Source organism: Mycobacterium sp. NGS17, from assembly GCF_059813205.1.
On record NZ_JCALED010000008.1, the window covers coordinates 258,519 to 274,747 of the forward strand.

Annotated in this window: 15 protein-coding genes; 9 read left to right on the forward strand and 6 right to left on the reverse strand. The window is 67.5% G+C overall.

The window, feature by feature from the left end:
- Nucleotides 1-73: 73 nt before the first annotated feature.
- From AC5Y7E_RS18930 to AC5Y7E_RS18940, 3 genes are all read left to right on the forward strand, one after another.
- Nucleotides 74-418, forward strand: a complete 345-nt coding sequence (locus AC5Y7E_RS18930) for a DUF732 domain-containing protein (RefSeq protein ID WP_499921167.1) — start codon at nucleotides 74-76, stop codon at nucleotides 416-418.
- A 124-nt stretch (nucleotides 419-542) separates the two neighbouring features.
- Nucleotides 543-1,724: a BTAD domain-containing putative transcriptional regulator gene (locus tag AC5Y7E_RS18935; protein WP_499921165.1), complete on the forward strand. Its 1,182-nt coding sequence runs from the start codon at nucleotides 543-545 to the stop codon at nucleotides 1,722-1,724.
- 172 nt (nucleotides 1,725-1,896) lie between these two features.
- Complete coding sequence (locus AC5Y7E_RS18940) at nucleotides 1,897-3,771, forward strand: serine/threonine-protein kinase PknH/PknJ (RefSeq protein ID WP_499950283.1); 1,875 nt, start codon at nucleotides 1,897-1,899, stop codon at nucleotides 3,769-3,771.
- Nucleotides 3,772-3,800: 29 nt separating this feature from the next.
- On the opposite strand, the gene abmR is transcribed toward AC5Y7E_RS18940, so the two are convergent.
- Together abmR and AC5Y7E_RS18950 are read right to left on the reverse strand one after the other, a co-directional pair.
- Nucleotides 3,801-4,382, reverse strand: a complete 582-nt coding sequence (abmR, locus tag AC5Y7E_RS18945; RefSeq protein WP_499921161.1) for an ATP-binding transcription factor AbmR — start codon at nucleotides 4,380-4,382, stop codon at nucleotides 3,801-3,803.
- A 332-nt stretch (nucleotides 4,383-4,714) separates the two neighbouring features.
- The gene (locus tag AC5Y7E_RS18950; protein WP_499950285.1) at nucleotides 4,715-5,836 is read right to left on the reverse strand and encodes an adenylate/guanylate cyclase domain-containing protein; all 1,122 of its coding nucleotides are present in this window, start codon (nucleotides 5,834-5,836) and stop codon (nucleotides 4,715-4,717) included.
- A gap of 40 nt (nucleotides 5,837-5,876) precedes the next feature.
- Here AC5Y7E_RS18950 and AC5Y7E_RS18955 point away from each other — a divergent pair, with 40 nt between their 5' ends.
- The gene (locus tag AC5Y7E_RS18955; RefSeq protein WP_499950286.1) at nucleotides 5,877-6,401 is read left to right on the forward strand and encodes a DNA-deoxyinosine glycosylase; all 525 of its coding nucleotides are present in this window, start codon (nucleotides 5,877-5,879) and stop codon (nucleotides 6,399-6,401) included.
- An 83-nt stretch (nucleotides 6,402-6,484) separates the two neighbouring features.
- On the opposite strand, the gene AC5Y7E_RS18960 is transcribed toward AC5Y7E_RS18955, so the two are convergent.
- A complete protein-coding gene (locus AC5Y7E_RS18960) occupies nucleotides 6,485-7,870 on the reverse strand; it encodes an amidase (protein WP_499950287.1) in 1,386 nt (461 codons plus the stop codon).
- An 83-nt stretch (nucleotides 7,871-7,953) separates the two neighbouring features.
- Between AC5Y7E_RS18960 and AC5Y7E_RS18965 the strand changes: the two genes are divergently transcribed.
- Nucleotides 7,954-8,388 (forward strand): HIT family protein, encoded by a 435-nt coding sequence (locus AC5Y7E_RS18965; RefSeq protein WP_499950324.1) that lies wholly within the window; start codon nucleotides 7,954-7,956, stop codon nucleotides 8,386-8,388.
- 30 nt (nucleotides 8,389-8,418) lie between these two features.
- Here AC5Y7E_RS18965 and AC5Y7E_RS18970 read toward each other — a convergent pair whose 3' ends face one another.
- From AC5Y7E_RS18970 to AC5Y7E_RS18980, 3 genes are read right to left on the reverse strand one after another with little or no spacing between them, the layout of a single operon-like run.
- Nucleotides 8,419-9,450 (reverse strand): LLM class flavin-dependent oxidoreductase, encoded by a 1,032-nt coding sequence (locus AC5Y7E_RS18970; RefSeq protein WP_499950289.1) that lies wholly within the window; start codon nucleotides 9,448-9,450, stop codon nucleotides 8,419-8,421.
- Nucleotides 9,451-9,493: 43 nt separating this feature from the next.
- Nucleotides 9,494-10,624, reverse strand: coding sequence for an FAD-binding protein (locus tag AC5Y7E_RS18975; protein WP_499950291.1), 1,131 nt, complete (start codon nucleotides 10,622-10,624; stop codon nucleotides 9,494-9,496).
- Nucleotides 10,621-11,448: a uracil-DNA glycosylase gene (locus AC5Y7E_RS18980; protein WP_499950293.1), complete on the reverse strand. Its 828-nt coding sequence runs from the start codon at nucleotides 11,446-11,448 to the stop codon at nucleotides 10,621-10,623. The genes AC5Y7E_RS18975 and AC5Y7E_RS18980 overlap by 4 nt, the downstream gene beginning before the upstream one ends.
- Nucleotides 11,449-11,509: 61 nt before the next feature.
- Here AC5Y7E_RS18980 and tap point away from each other — a divergent pair, with 61 nt between their 5' ends.
- The 4 genes from tap to AC5Y7E_RS19000 all read left to right on the forward strand — a co-directional run bounded on the left by tap (nucleotide 11,510) and on the right by AC5Y7E_RS19000 (nucleotide 16,183).
- Entirely contained in the window at nucleotides 11,510-12,775 is a 1,266-nt protein-coding gene (gene tap, locus AC5Y7E_RS18985) for a multidrug efflux MFS transporter Tap (protein WP_499950294.1), read from the forward strand.
- Nucleotides 12,772-14,139 (forward strand): FAD-binding oxidoreductase, encoded by a 1,368-nt coding sequence (locus AC5Y7E_RS18990; protein ID WP_499950296.1) that lies wholly within the window; start codon nucleotides 12,772-12,774, stop codon nucleotides 14,137-14,139. The genes tap and AC5Y7E_RS18990 overlap by 4 nt, the downstream gene beginning before the upstream one ends.
- A gap of 221 nt (nucleotides 14,140-14,360) precedes the next feature.
- Nucleotides 14,361-15,602 carry a cytochrome P450 gene (locus tag AC5Y7E_RS18995; protein WP_499950297.1) on the forward strand — a complete coding sequence of 414 codons (1,242 nt, stop codon included), beginning with the start codon at nucleotides 14,361-14,363 and terminating at the stop codon, nucleotides 15,600-15,602.
- Nucleotides 15,602-16,183, forward strand: a complete 582-nt coding sequence (locus AC5Y7E_RS19000; RefSeq protein WP_499950299.1) for a TetR/AcrR family transcriptional regulator — start codon at nucleotides 15,602-15,604, stop codon at nucleotides 16,181-16,183. The genes AC5Y7E_RS18995 and AC5Y7E_RS19000 overlap by 1 nt, the downstream gene beginning before the upstream one ends.
- Nucleotides 16,184-16,229 lie beyond the last annotated feature (46 nt).

Here is a 16,229-nt window from a genome sequence, read left to right on the forward strand (position 1 = left end):
GAGAAGACACCACGGAACAAACGAAACCCTGGGATCGTCCTACTCGGTAACGCACTTGAAAGGGGTGGCAGCAATGTTCTCCCGCCGCATCATCACAATGGCCAGCACCGCCATCGGCACCGCCGCCATCGGGCTTGGGGCCGTCGGCATGGCCGGCACCGCAGCAGCGATGTCAGTTCAGACCGCCGATCAGGCGTTCCTGGGCCAGATGCAAAGCCTCGGCGTCACTTTCCCGTCGACGCAAGCCGCCGTGCGAGCGGGCCACCAGGTGTGCACCGAACTGGCCGCCGGACAGACCCCGACCGCCGTCACCGTCCAGATCTTCCGCCACACCAACCTGACTCCCCCGCAGGCGGCCGGCCTGGTGGCCGCGGCGACCAACGCCTACTGCCCGCAATTCTCCGGCCAGCCCGCCTAGGCGATCAACAGGCACTGGAGCAAACTCGCGCTTCACGCTGCGTCAGAACACATTTCAGCACGGTGGTTTGCCGGGATCGTCAACGAATCCGCGCACTTGGCGTCACAATCACACAAGTGACCTCATGGCATCCGACGCCGCGTACTGGGAAAGGCTGGTAAGCGCGATGGCGGACGAACGTCTCGACTTCGGCCTGCTCGGACCGTTACAGATGAGCGTTGACGGTGCTGTGGTGCCGTTGGGCACGCCCAAACAGCGGGCGGTGCTGGCCATGCTGCTGATCAACCGCAACAGCCCGGTCGGCGTCGACCGGCTCATCACCGCGCTCTGGGACGAGTCGCCGCCGTCGGGCGCGCGAGCCAGCATTCACTCGTACGTGTCCAACCTGCGCAAGCTGCTGACCGGCGCCGGCGTCGACTCGCGCACGGTGTTGTTCGCGGCGCCGCCGGGTTATCGGCTCAATATCCCCAATGACGCCTGCGATCTCGACCGCTTCACCGCCGAAAAGACCGCCGGCGTGCACGCGATAGCCGCGGGCCGCTTCGAGCAGGCCAGCCGGCACCTGTCGGCCGCCCTGGCCGAATGGCGCGGCCCGGTGCTCGCCGACCTGGAAGACTTCCGTTTCGTCAACGCCTTCACCACTTCCCTCATCGAGGAGAAGGTGCTGGCCCACACGGCGCAAGCCGAGGCCGAAATCGCCTGCGGACGCGCCGCTACCGTGATCGCCGAATTGGAAGCCCTGACGGCAGAACATCCTTACCGCGAGCAGCTGTGGGCTCAGTTGATGACCGCCTACTACCTCACCGATCGCCAATCCGATGCGCTGGCGGCCTACCGCCGCGTGCAGAAGTCGCTTGCCGATGACCTCGGAATCGACCCGGGCCAGAATTTGCGGACCCTCAATGACCGGATCCTGCGCCAAGAACCGCTGGACGCCAAGAAGAACGCCATGACGACCGCGGCCGTCGAGATCACCGTGCTCGAGCAATACACGTCAGACAACAAAGCCGTCGCTTATCTGCACGAGCCGTCCGGCCGCCGGTATCCGCTGCACGGGTCGACAACGATTGGGCGGCTTGGCGACAACGACATCGTCCTGGACTCCCCCAAGGTGAGTCGCCACCACGCCGTCATCGTCGATACCGGAACCGGTTACATCATCGACGACCTGCGGTCCTCCAACGGCGTGCACGTGCAGGACCAACGAATCCGCTCGGCCGCGACCTTGCAAGACGGCGACCGCGTCCGCATCTGCGACCGCGTGTTCACCTTCCAGATCGCCGCTGACAACGGCGACGAGGGATAGCCCCCGGCAAGCCGACCCGCGCTGACACGAGCGGCAATTGTTCCCGTTATCGTGCGGTGGGACGCCTGCGCGCTTACCGTCATGATTGCTCAGTCACGGTTGCGATCATGTGTCGGTCCGCAAAGTCTCGGATGAGACCGGCGGGCCAGGGGTTGGGTTGGAAGGATGAGGAATGAGTGACGAGCAGTCCTCACGGGCGGGGTCGATGTTCGGCCCTTACCACCTAAAGCGGCTGCTGGGCCGCGGTGGCATGGGTGAGGTCTACGAGGCCGAACACACCGTCAAGGAGTGGACGGTTGCGGTCAAACTTCTCTCCGAAAGCTTCAGCAGAGACCCGGTGTTTCGCGAGCGGTTGAAGCGCGAAGCCCGCACCGCCGGTCGTTTGCAGGAACCGCACGTGGTGCCGGTGCACGACTACGGCGAGATCGACGGCCAGATGTTTCTGGAGATGCGCTTGGTCGAGGGCACCGACCTGGACAGCGTGCTCAAACGCTTCGGCCCGCTGACCCCACCCCGCGCGGTCGCCATCATCACCCAGATCGCCTCCGCGCTCGACGCCGCCCACGCCGCCGGGGTGATGCACCGCGACATCAAACCGCAGAACATTCTGGTCACCCGCGACGACTTCGCCTACCTGGTCGACTTCGGCATCGCCAGCGCCACCACCGACGAGAAGCTCACGCAGCTCGGCACCGCGGTCGGCACCTGGAAATACATGGCGCCAGAACGGTTTTCCGACGCAGAAGTCACCTACCGTGCCGACATCTACGCACTGGCCTGCGTGCTGTTCGAGTGCTTGACCGGATCCCCGCCCTATCGGGCCGACAGCGCGGGCGTCCTGGTCTCCGCCCACATGATGGACCCCATCCCCGCGCCCAGCGAGCAGCGCCCGGGCGTCCCCAAGGCCTTCGACGCGGTGATCGCCCGCGGCATGGCCAAAAAGCCTGAGGACCGCTACGCCAGCGCGGGCGACTTGGCCCTGGCCGCCAAGGAAGCGCTCAGCAACCCCGATCAAGACCGCGCCGCCACCATCTTGCGCCGCAGCCAGGAAGCCGCACTGCCCACCGCGGAATTCCCCGGCGCGCAGGCCCACGCCGCCGCGGCGCCTCCGCCGGCGTACCAGCCCACGTTCAACACCCCGCCGCCATCGCCATTCGATCCGCCGTCGGCGGCCACTTCCGGTCCGATACCGTCGCAGAGCGCGCAATCGTGGACCCCCACCAGCGGCCCGATCCCGTCGGCCGGACAGCCCGCGCCGCCCTATTACCAAGGCGGCAATGCCAATTGGGGCGGCCCGCAACAGTTCACCAGCTCGACGCCCTGGGGTCAGCCCGCGCCCAAGCCGCACCGCAATGTCTGGCCCATCGTTGCGGCCGTCGCCGTGGTGCTCGTGGTCATCGCGAGTGGGGTGGGTATCTGGCTGGTGGTTCGGCCCAAACCGGAACCACCCCAGGCCGCGCCGCTGGGTCCCGAACGCCTCAGCGGACTGCTGCTCAGCCCCGCCGATGTCAACACCGTGATGGGCTCGTCATCGATGCAGCCGGGCAAACCGATCACGTCGACGGATACCTCCTCGGTGACGGTGTCCGTGCCCGACTGCCAGGGCGCGCTCTACACCACCCAGGATCCGGTCTATGCGGGCACCGGTTACTCGGCGGTGAGCGGACTGGTGTCTTCGGAGGCGGGCGATAACTACGATCACTGGGTCAACCAGGCCGTCGTGTTGTTCCCGTCCGCCGACAAGGCCAAAAGCTTCGTCGAGAACTCCGCGGAGAAATGGAAGGGCTGCGCCGGAAAAACGGTGACCGTCACCAACAAGAACAAGACCTATCGGTGGACGTTCGCCCAGGTTCAGGGCGCTCCACCGAAAATAACCCTGATGGACACCCAGGAGGCCGCGGACGGCTGGGAGTGCCAGCGCGCGCTCAGCGTGGCCAACAACGTGGTCGTCGACATCAACGCGTGCGGGTACCACATCAGCGACCAGGGCGGCCAGATCGCCGACAAGATCGTCACCAAGATCGACGCCGAGAAGCCGGAAGGCTGACCGGCCGCGCCGCTACGGCGGCGGCTCGGTCACGACTGAAGGTCAGGCCCCTGCGCGCGGAGGTCGTCGACCGCCGACATCGCGTCGCGCAATTTGGCCAGCCACTCGTCGGCGTGTTCACCGACCAGTTTCACCGACCACGCGAGGGCGTCGGCGCGGGAGCGGGCCACACCGGCATCGACCAACGTGTCCAGCACCTGGCGTTCGGGCTGCTTCAGCCGCGTCATGACCGGAACGGCGATGTGGGTGAACAGAATTCGCTCGGTGCCCGTCTTGGAGCCGACCTCCACACCCCAGGAAACCTTGCGACCGTATCGATCTTGCGCTTCGTCGGCGATGTGCATTCGCTCGGACCGGGTGTCCTCGCGGAACCGTGAAGCTCGCCCGGCCGCACGGGCCTCGCTCGCTTCGCTTTCGGTGCTCGCCGGATCCGGGAGCTTCCCGATGACGGTGATTTCTTCGCGGTCCACGACCACCGTGGGGTCGCCGTCGAACCAACCATCCGGAAGACGTCCGGCGAACCATTCCGCGGCGTCGCTGGCGTCGGGCTGCTGGGCTTGCTGCCAGCCCCCGGGCCGGCCGTAGCGCCTATGTGCGTGATGAGCTTTCATGATTACATGATTACACCATTACAACGTTAGGGAAACAGCGTTTCACCGGCGGCGAACAACGGACCAGAGAAGCAGCCGCCTCGGGCGGTTCGCTTCCCGGTCAAGGGGCGTCCCGAGGACAGAAGCCGACCGGGGAAACCCGTTGATCTGGGCTGTTCGACGGCGTAAATTTGGGTGGCGAAGCAGGCCCGGAAGCGACCAATTCGAAGTGCCGGAACACGGGGTAGGAATCCGGCCGCGTAGGACACGCGTAAGACGGAGTCAGACGCCCCCTGGAGTCGCGCCGGGCCTGCCCATGTGTGAACGCCGTTGGCCGGCTGGACGCCGTCTCGTCAGTCGCCGTTGCCCCGCCGGACGCGAAAGAGTTTCACCTCGTTCTTGATGCCCTTGAGGTGACGGGCGCCGGCGAACGACGCGGAGAACTGACCGTTGTCGCCGATGTCGTCCCAGACCGAATCCGCGACCAGGACGGTGCCTGGGCGCGCCACATTGGTGACGCGGCTTGCCACGTTGACCGGACTGCCGAACCAGTCTCCGGCCCGGCTCACCGCCATGCCGGAGGCCAACCCCGCTCGCAATCGGGGAAAGTCGTTGTCGGTGTCGACGGCTTCGACGAGTTTGAGGATGACGTCGAGCAACGGCAGCGGATCGGGGCAGACGAACATCACCGCATCACCGATGGTCTTGATGAAGCGCACGGGAGGCACGGTCATGTCCCGCGCGAGGATCGCCAGCCGATTGGCCAGGTGCCCAAGCTCCTCGGGCGACACCGCCTCGCCGATCTTCGTGAAGCCGACCAGGTCCGCGAACGCGACGGTGATCTGGCGGGCTCCGGGAAGTGGCTTACCGGCCGCGCGCTCGGCGGCATTGACCGCCTCGGTCTCCATCATGTGCCGCAACTGCATGAACAACATGTGCTCGATCATCGGGCCCAGCAGGGGCGCGATCTCGGTCACCAAAGCCTTTGAACCCTTGGCGATTTCGAGCTCGCTGGCACCAGGCCGCATGATCGCCGAAAGCGCCGTGTACCGCATGACCTCAGCCGCCCGCGACAGGCCCTCGGCCAGCACCCGGACTACCAGAACCAGCTGTTCGGGATCCAGTCCCAGCTCCACGAACCGTTGGGTGAAGGCGGCGGCTTGACCGTCGGCGCGCATGTGGACCGCGGCGTCGGGGTCGTCCACGCGGACCAGGCCGATTGCGCGTTGCACGCGTTGCAAGAGCCCAAGGTCGATGCCGTGGGACTCGCTGATCTCGCGGGTGGACACGTAGGTGCCGTCGTCGCCGATGAGGTGGCGCGTGGCCAGCAGCAGGGGCGGATTCGTCGCGCGGATCTCGTCGGCGGTCACGCCCTGCTCTAACAGCCATTTCACAAGCTCGGCCCGTTCGGTGCGTGCGCTCCCCTCGAGTCCCTGCAGCAGTTCGTCGATATTGTCGTCGGTCCCGTCCTGCACTTCGCAAACGTACAACGCGGGCAAGCGATGATGTGAGGTGATGAGCACACCGCTGCTGCGGGGGTTCCCGCCGGTCGTCGATGAGCGCGCCAGGACGCTGATCCTGGGTTCGTTTCCCAGCGCGCAATCACTGGCGGCGGGCCAGTACTACGCCAATCCCCGCAATGCGTTCTGGGCAATCACCGGTGAGCTGTTCGGCTTCGACGCGACCGCACCCTACGACAGACGGGTGGCGGCCCTGCAATCCCATGGTGTCGCGCTTTGGGATGTGCTTCACGCGTGCCGGCGGGTCGGCAGTGCGGACTCGGCGATCGAGCCAAAGAGTTTGACTAGCAACGATTTTGATGAGTTGTTCGCGCAGCACCCGACCATTACGACGGTGTACTTCAACGGAGCCAAGGCCGCCGGCCTATTCGCTCGGCTGGCGGAGGCGCCCGATCGGATCCGGTATGAGCGCCTGCCGTCGACGAGCCCGGCCAATGCGATGCGGTCGGGTGCCAAGCTGGCGGCCTGGCGCGTGATCGCGAGCGCGGCGCAGCCGGGCGAAGCGGGTCACCGCCCATAGACCCAGCGCGTGATCGCGAGCGCGGCGCAGCCGGGCGAAGCGGGTCACCGCCCATAGACCCAGCGCGTGATCGCGAGCTCGGCTTAGGACACTGGCGGCCGGTGAAGGGCCCACGGGCGAGCCGCTTCGATCTGCGCCGACAGCGACAACAGGGTCGCTTCGTCGGATGGCTTGCCGACGAGTTGGACCGACATCGGCAGGCCGTCCGCGTCGAAGTCCCACGGCACCACTGCCGCGGGCTGTCCGGTCAGGTTCCAAACCTGTTGGTAGGGAACGTACTGTCCCACCCTGAGCAGCGTCGAAACAGCGCCGCGGCGTTGATACGCACCGATCCGGGACGGGCCTGTCGCGGTCCCGGGGGTGACGACGACGTCGACATCGTCGAAGATCGCCTGAATCCGCGAGACGACGGCGCCCTCGTTCGCCCGGATGGCCTCCATTCGCCTGTCGGAGAAGAAAGACCCCAAGCGGGCCATGGTGCGGGTGCGCGGTTCCAACCACTCCGGGTGGGCGAGGGCGTCCGCGTCGTCGCAGATACCGCGCAAATAGCGGGGCAGATAGTTGGTGACCATCGTCGAAATCGGATATTCGGGGTCGGCGGTGATGACGTCATGGCCGAGGTCGCGAAGCAAGGCGCCGGCCTGGTCGACCGCCGTCAACTCCGCCTTGCCGACCCTGACCGGCAGCGGGGTTGGAACCTTGGTGCTCAACGCAATTCGCAACCGGCCGGGACTGCGGCCCGCCGCACTCACGAACTCGCCTTCGGGACCGGGCAGCGTAGACGTCGCATCCAGGAAGACGGCGGCGTCCATCACCGTTCGCGCGATCGGGCCGTTGACGCTCAGCCCGTACCAGGCGTCGTCGTGCGGCTCCAGCGACACGCGATCGCGTTGTGGCTTCAGGCCGAACAGACCGCACCAGGTCGCCGGGATGCGAATCGACCCGCCCCCATCGGATCCCAATGCCAGGGAAGCCAATCCGGCAGCGACCGCGGCGGCACTGCCGCCGCTACTGCCGCCCGGAGTGCGGGTGAGATTCCACGGATTACGGGTGGCTCCGAAGGATGTCGACTCCGTGTAGGGCAGCATCATGAGCTCGGGCACATTGGTCTTGCCGATGATCACCGCGCCAGCGGTACGCAACCGGCGGACCACCTCCGCATCGGAGGTGACGGCGGGCCGGTGACCGCCGCTGCCGAACGTCGTCACCTGGCCGGCGACGTCGACATCGTCTTTGATCGCGATGGGCACCCCGAGCAGCGGCAGCCGCTCGCCCGCATCAAGGCGCTCCTGCGCCGCCGCGGCCTCATACCGAGCCTGGTCGGCGAGCACCACTCGGTAGCAGCGCAGCTGGGCGTCCAGCCTCGCGATCCGCTCCAGGTAGACCTCGAGCAACTCCGGCGCGGTCAGTTCACCGTCGGCGAGCATGCGCGCGTGTGCAGCCGCGCCTGCGAAGGCGAGATCGTCCATCGCGGCAGCGTATCCCGCCAATCGTGGCAGACCCCGACTGGTCTCGGCGCCGCCATGACGCGGCAACCAGTACCGTGGGCGACATGTCCTGCGTGTTCTGTGCGATCGTCGCCGGCGAGGCCCCGGCCATCCGGATCTTCGAAGACGACGACTACCTGGCCATCCTCGACGTTCGCCCATTCACCCGGGGCCACACATTGGTCGTGCCCAAACGGCACAGCGTCGATCTCACCGACACCGCGCCGGAAACGCTGGCCGGGATGGTCACCTTGGGCCAACGCATCGCCCGAGCCGCGCGCACCACCGAATTGGCCGACGCTACCAATATCGCCGTCAACGACGGCAGCGCCGCTTTCCAGTCCGTCTTCCATATTCACTTGCACGTTTTGCCCCGCCGCAACGGCGACAAGCTGTCGGTGGCCAAGGGATTGGTGCTGCGCCGCGACCCCGACCGGGAGGCCACCGGCCAGATTCTTCGCACCGCACTGGCCCGTATCGATGCGAGTCAGTCGGATTGAGCGGCGTTGTGCCAGCGCGATCGGACGAGGCTAGAACAGCTCTTTGGCCAGCAGCTCGAGCGTCGCGACCCGCCCCGGCGCGGTGTCGGGTTCGGTTCCGCGGTGGGCCGAGGCCACCGGGTTCACCATGACTTCGTCGACGCCGAACCGGTCGGCCAGCGCTCGGATCTGATCGGCGGCCTCGGCCGGCGCCCCCAAAACGGCACGCTGGAAGCCGCTTTCGACGATCCGCTGTTGTTGTCCGGTCAATTCGGCAACCGCAGCCTCCTCGACCAGCGGCACCGGCCCGAGCGGTTGCCCCGTCCGAAGCCGGGCCATCATCTGCAGGTTGGGCAACATCAATGCCGTTGCCTCCTCCCGGGTTTCGGCCACCGCGGCGTTCACCGTCAAAAAGGTCAGGGGCTGATCCGTCAGCGCACTCGGCTTGAATCGCGAACGGTAGACCTCGAGCGCCTCCTCGGTTCCGTTGCCGGAGAAGTGATGTGCGAACACATACGGCAACCCCTTGGCGGCGGCCAGATGCGCCGAGTACATCGACGACCCCAGCAGCCACAGGCGCGGTTCGCCGGCCGCGGCCGGGGTGGCCTTGAGCGTGTAATCACCCGAGCGCAACGGAACCCGCACGCCGCGTGCGCCCATCAGCGCGGCCACGTCGTCGAGATACTCCGGGAAGTTTTCGATGTCGCGGTCGTCCCGGCCGCCGCGCAACGCATACGAGGTCACGGGATCCGAGCCGGGCGCCCGGCCGATGCCGAGGTCGATCCGGCCCGGGGCGGCGGCCTCCAAAAGCGCGAACTGCTCGGCCACCGCCAGCGGCGCGTGGTTGGGCAGCATCACACCACCCGAGCCCAGCCGCAGCTGCGAGGTCTGCGCGGCCAGGTAGGCGAGCACCACCGGCGGGCTGGTGGCACCCACCGACGGCATGTTGTGGTGCTCGGCCACCCAGTAACGGGTGAAACCCAGCCGATCCGCGGCCTGCGCGAGTTGCACGGTGGCCGCCAGCGCGGCAGCGGTCGTCTGGTCGGTGCGTACCGGAATGAGATCGAGGACGGAAAGACGCACGATCGCGTCAACGCGCGCGGGCCCGCAAACGTTCCCGCCCGGCTCAGTACTCCTTGAGCGTGATCGAGGCGACGATCCGGTCGAATACCTCTTGCGGTATCGGCGCACCGCCCGGAATGTTGTCCACGACCAGCCACTGATTGCGCTTGACGTAGTCGTTGAACTCGCGGTGATAGTTGGCGAAGCCGGCTTCGTGGTCGACGGTCCCGTCTTGGGAGGCCGCCTTGAGCTCACCGGCCAGGATGTAGGCGCCCAACAGCGCGACGCTGGTCCCCTGACCCGACAGCGGCGAACAGCAGTATCCGGCGTCGCCTACCAGCGCCACCCTCCCCCGCGACCAGCGATCCATCTTGATCTGCGCCATCTCGTCGAAGTAGAAGTCGGGCGCGCCGCGCATGCACTCCAGCAGTTGCGGGCGAACCCAGCCGTCGCCGGCCATCCGCCGCTCCAGCTCGGCGAATTGGGTCTCGGTGTCGCGGTAGTCGATCCTCAGGTCGGTGTCCATGAAGCCGACCATGGCCCGCGCCTCGGCGTTGTTGCGGGCGCTGTAGATGCCGGCCATGGTGGAGTCCCCGTAGTGCCACATCTGCCAGTAGTCGAGGTCCAAGAAGTTGGGCACGGTGAAGATCGCCGCGTGCGTGCCCAGCCTCTCGATGAAATTCTCTTCGGGGCCGAACACCAGACGCCGCACATTGGAGTGCAATCCGTCGGCGCCGATGACCAGGTCGAAACTGCGCGGCGCGGCGCGCTCGAAGGTGACGCGGACCGCCTCGCCGTCGTCATCGAGGGCTGTGATGGTGTCATCGAAAACATATTCGGCCGTCCATTGGCTTGCGCCGTAAAGCAATTCGACCAGATCGTCGCGCAGCAGCTCGATGTCGGGGCTATCGATAAGCCCACCGGTCGGTGTCGATTCGGTGTCCCGGGACAGCTCGTTGCCGTCGCGGTCCACGACGGACGAGCCCCGGATTTGCGTCCTGCGCTTCTGGGCCGCGCCCAACAGCCCCATGCGCTCGAGCACCGTCAGCGCCGGCCCCCGCACGTCGATCGCCTGACCGCCCGGCCTCGGCCCCCGATGGCGCTCGACCACGGTCACCGAAAACCCATGCCGCCCAAGCCAAAAAGCCGCCGCCGTACCCGCCACGCTGGCGCCGGATACCAGAACCTCGGTCACGTGATCCCTGCCAGTTCCTTTGCGTCGCGGAAGACGTCGTCAAGCATTGCTGGTGTCAACCTACCGGTGAACATGTTTTGCTGGCTCGGGTGGTAGCAGCCGAGCAACCGCACACCGGGCGCCAGGTCGGCAACGACGCCGTGGCCGAACCGGGGCTTGCGCCCGGTCGAGGTGCCCGGCAGCCGCAGCGCGATCTGCCAGCCGAATCCGCCCAGGGCCACGACCACGCGAACATCCTCGGACACCAACCGCCATTCGGCCTGCAGCCACGGCCAGCAGGTGTCCCGCTCCTCCGGCGTCGGGGCGTTGGCGGGCGGCGCGCACCGCACCGGGGCGACGATGCGAATCTTCTTGGTCTGCAACCCATCCGCGGCGTCGACACTCGTCGGTTGGTTCACCAGTCCGGCCCGGTACAGCGCCGCGTACAACTGGTCCCCCGAGCGGTCGCCGGTGAACATCCGTCCGGTGCGGTTCGCACCGTGCGCGGCGGGCGCCAATCCGACGATCAGCAGCCGCGGCCGCGCCGACCCCCAGCTCGGTACCGGCCGCCCCCAATACGGTTGATCGGCAAACGCTCGGCGCTTGACGACCGCGACATCCTCGCGCCAGCTGACCAGGCGCGGGCAGGCCCGGCAGACGCTGACCAACGCATCGATTTCGGGAATCGAGCCGGCGTGCTCGGCGAGGTCGACAACCGCGGCGGCGTCGGCCGCCACGGGCGTCTGCGGTGTGGCCGGATCGCTGGGCCATCCGGTGCCGGCGCCGACCGGAGAGCTGAACGCCTGGCCGGTACGTGGGTGGGCGAGCACACGAACATCCTGCACGAGTCGAAAAATTCGGTCGCCGCAAATACCGCTTTGGCATACATTCAGCGGCGATCTTCCAATGAAAAGCGGCGGCCCAGCATTCCTGATCCTGTTCGCCACGTTGATGGCGACGGCGGGCAGCGGCATCTCGATAGTCGCGTTTCCGTGGCTGGCGTTGCAGCACCACAACAGCGCGCGCGACGCCTCGGCCGTGGCCCTGGCCATGACGCTGCCGCTGGTGCTGTCCACCCTCGTCGCCGGCGCCGCGGTCGACTTCTTCGGCCGCCGCCGGGTGTCGCTGGTCTCCGATGCGCTGTCCGGGACGGCGGTGACCGCGGTGCCGCTGATCGCGTGGGGGCTCGGCGCGGACGCGCTGAACCTGGCGGTGCTGGCCGTCCTCGCCATCTTCGCGGCCGCGTTCGACCCGGCCGGGACGACGGCGCGCGAGTCGATGCTGCCCGAGGCCGCCGCCCGCGCGGGCTGGTCGCTGGCCCGCACCAACAGCATGTACGAGGCGATTCTCAACCTGGGGTTCATCGTGGGCCCGGGCATCGGCGGCCTGATGATCGCCACCGTCGGCGGCATCACCACGATGTGGATGACGGCCGGGCTGTTCGGGTTGTCCATCCTGACGATCGGGTCGCTGCGGCTAGAGGGCAGCGGAAAGCCCGAGCGTGCGACCCGGCCCGGCGGGTGGATGTCCGGCATCGCCGAAGGATTGCGCTTCGTCTGGAACCTGCGGGTGCTCCGGACGCTCGGCCTGATCGACCTGGCCGTCACCGCGCTCTACCTGCCGATGGAAAGCGTGCTGTTTCCGAAGTACTTCTCCGACCACCACCAACCGGCGCAACTGGGATGGGCGCTGATGGCGATCGGGTTCGGCGGCGTGGCGGGGGCTCTCGGATATGCGGCGCTGTCGAAACACCTGCGACGGCGCACGGCCGTGCTGACGGCGACCCTCACCTTCGGGGCGGCGACCGTCGGAATCGCGTTCCTGCCGCCGTTGCCGGTGATCCTGGTGCTGTGCGCGGTCACCGGCGTGGTCTACGGGCCGATCCAGCCGATCTACAACTACATGATGCAGACGCGGGCCCCGCATCGGCTGCGCGGCCGGGTGGTCGGGGTGATGACCGGGCTGACCTACGCGGCGGGCCCGTTGGGCCTGGTGGTCGCAGGTCCGCTGACCGACGCGGCGGGGCTCAAGGTCACGTTCCTGGTGCTCGCGGTACCGATCCTGCTGATCGGCCTCGTCGCATGCCGCCTGCCGTCGCTGCACGAACTGGACCGCGCGCCGGAGCTCGCGCAAGACCCCGGCCCGTCAGGCGGGCTTAGTATCGGGCCGTGAGCTCTGACGCCCTGGCCAGCCTGATCGCCGACCTGCCCGACGGGATGGTGGTCACCGACCCGACCGTGACCGAGGGCTACCGGCAGGACCGCGCCTTCGACCCGGCGGCCGGCAAGCCGCTGGCCGTGGTGCGGCCGCGGCACACAGAAGAGGTGCAGAAGGTGCTGCGCTGGGCCGCCGCGCACCGGGTGCCCGTGGTGACGCGCGGCGCCGGCAGCGGCCTGTCGGGCGGGGCGACCGCACTGGACGACGGGATCGTGCTGTCCACCGAGAAGATGCGCGACATCGCCGTCGACCCGGTCACGCGGACCGCGGTATGCCAGCCCGGGCTGTTCAACGCTGAGGTGAAGAAGGCCGCTGCCGAGCACGGCCTGTGGTATCCGCCGGACCCGTCGTCGTTCGAAATCTGCAGCATCGGCGGCAATATCGCCACCAACGCCGGCGGGCTGTGCTGCGTGAAGTACGGCGTCACCACCGATTACGTGCTGGGCATGCAGGTGGTGCTGGCCGACGGCACCGCGGTGCGGCTGGGCGGCCCGCGTCTGAAGGATGTCGCGGGGCTGTCGTTGACCAAACTGTTCGTCGGCAGCGAGGGCACGTTGGGCGTCGTCACGGAGGTGACGCTGCGGCTGGTGCCCAAGCAGAACGCGTCCAGCATTGTGGTGGCCAGCTTCGCGACCGTCGAGGACGCGGTCGAGGCGGTGCTCGGCGTCACCGCGCGGCTTCGTCCGTCGATGCTGGAGTTCATGGACTCGGTGGCGATCAACGCCGTCGAGGACACCCTGCGCATGGATCTGGACCGCGGGGCGGCCGCCATGCTGGTGGCCGGATCGGACGAGCGCGGCCGCGCCGGCAGCGAGGACGCCGAAATCATGGCCGAAGTTTTCGCGGAACACGCTGCGACGGAGGTGTTTTCGACCGACGATCCCGAGGAGGGCGAGGCGTTCGTCGTCGCACGGCGGTTTTGCATCCCGGCCGTCGAGGCCAAGGGGTCGTTGCTGCTCGAGGATGTCGGGGTGCCGCTTCCGGCGCTGGGCCAGCTGGTGACCGGGATCGCGCGCATCGCAGCGGAGCGCGACCTGATGATCTCGGTGATCGCACACGCCGGCGACGGCAACACCCACCCGCTGATCGTCTACGACCCCGCCGATGCCGACATGGCCGAACGCGCCCACCTGGCGTTCGGCGAGATCATGGACCTGGCCGTCGGACTGGGCGGCACCATCACCGGGGAACACGGCGTCGGCCGGTTGAAGCGGCCCTGGCTGGCCGGCTATCTGGGACCCGGCGTGATGGACCTCAACCGGCGGATCAAAGAGGCGCTGGATCCGCTGGGCATCCTCAATCCCGGCGCGGCCATCTAATTCCGGCTTGGGTGTTCGCGCGGGGGTGGCGAGTGTGCATCCAGGGCTTTCGGTGTGAACGCTGGGCTTTCGGTGTGAACGCTGGGCGACGACACGCCGCTTGAGCGCGCCGTCAATGCCCACTCGAAGCCGTCATTGCACAGCCAATGCCGTGAGCGCACACTCGGCCGATCGCCGGCCCGCACCTTGACACCAATCGCCAATTGTCGTACGAATGAGACATGGCTGCTGTTATGTCTCACCCCGCACCGGTCGCTTTTCAGCTCGCGACGGCCGCCACCTGGCCGAACCCGTGGCCGATGTACCGCGCTCTGCGAGATCACGATCCGGTGCACCACGTCGTTCCGGCGAACCATCCCGGCGATGACTACTACGTGCTGTCCCGGCACGCCGACGTGTGGGCCGCGGCCCGGGACCACGAAACCTATTCGTCGGCACAGGGATTGACCGTCAACTACGGCGACCTGGAAATGATTGGGCTGCAGGATAATCCGCCGTTCGTGATGCAGGATCCTCCGGTGCACACCCAATTCCGCAAGCTGGTCTCGCGCGGCTTCACGCCACGGCAGGTCGAGGCGGTGGAGCCCAAAGTGCGGGAGTTCGTCGTCGAGCGCATAGAGGGGTTGCGCTCGGCCGGCGGCGGCGACATCGTCGCGGAGCTGTTCAAGCCGCTGCCGTCGATGGTGGTGGCGCACTATCTCGGTGTGCCGGAGGAAGATTGGGCCCAATTCGACGGTTGGACCCAGGCGATCGTCGCGGCCAACACCGCCGATGGCGGCGTCGCCGGTGCGCTCGAGACGGTCGGCGACGCGGTCGGGTCGATGATGGCCTACTTCGCCGGGCTGATCGAACGGCGCCGGAGCGATCCCGAGGACGACACGATCTCGCACCTGGTGGCCGCCGGCGTCGGGGCAGACGGTGACATCGCCGGCACCCTGTCGATCCTGGCGTTCACGTTCACCATGGTCACCGGCGGCAACGACACCGTCACCGGCATGCTCGGCGGTTCGATGCCGCTGCTGCACGAACGACCCGACCAACGTCAGCTGCTGGTGGACGACCTCGACCGCATCCCGGATGCGGTCGAGGAGTTACTGCGGATGACCTCACCCGTGCAGGGGCTGGCCCGCACCGTCACCCGCGACGTGAACGTCGGTGCGACGACCATCCCGGCCGGCCGCCGGGTATTGCTGTTGTACGGTTCGGCCAACCGTGACGAACGCCAATACGGTTCGGACGCAGGCGAACTCGACGTGACCCGCTGTCCACGCAACATCATGACGTTCAGCCACGGCGCCCACCACTGCCTGGGCGCCGCCGCCGCTCGGATGCAGTCCCGCGTGGCGCTGACCGAACTCCTGACCCGCTGCCCGAGCTTCGAGGTGGACGAATCCGGCATCATCTGGGCCGGCGGCAGCTACGTCCGGCGGCCGCTGTCGGTGCCGATTCGGATGAAGTCCTGATGCCTGGGAGCGACTGGCTTTCCCCGCACCGCAACGAAGCCGCCGTCGACCGGATACTCGACGCGGCCGAGCGGCTGTACACCCAGCGCGACTCGGATTCGGTCGGCATGAATGAAATCGCCAGGGCCGCTGGGTGTTCCCGTGCGACGCTGTATCGGTATTTCGACAACCGCGAGGCGCTGCGCACTGCCTATGTGCACCGGGAAACCCACCGGCTGGGTCGCGAAATCATCGCGCGCACCGGCGACATCGGGGATCCGCGCGAACGGTTGGTCGCGAGCATCCTCGTCACACTGAGGATGGTTCGCGAAAGCCCGGCGCTGGCTTCCTGGTTCGCCACCACCCGTCCGCCGGTGGGTGGCGAACTGGCCGGACAGTCCGAAGTCATCGCGGCATTGGCGGTGGCGTTCCTGCATTCGCTGGGACCCGACGATCCCGCGGTCATCGAACGTCGCGGTCGCTGGATGGTGCGAGTGATCGTCTCGCTGCTGACCCACCCCGGCCACGACGAAGCCGACGAGCGAGCGATGATCGAAGAGTTCGTCGTCCCGATCGTCACGCCGGTCGCCGCGCGCGATTAAGCCCGCTCCGGGCGGCCGACACCACTATTGGAATTGCCCGCCTCCT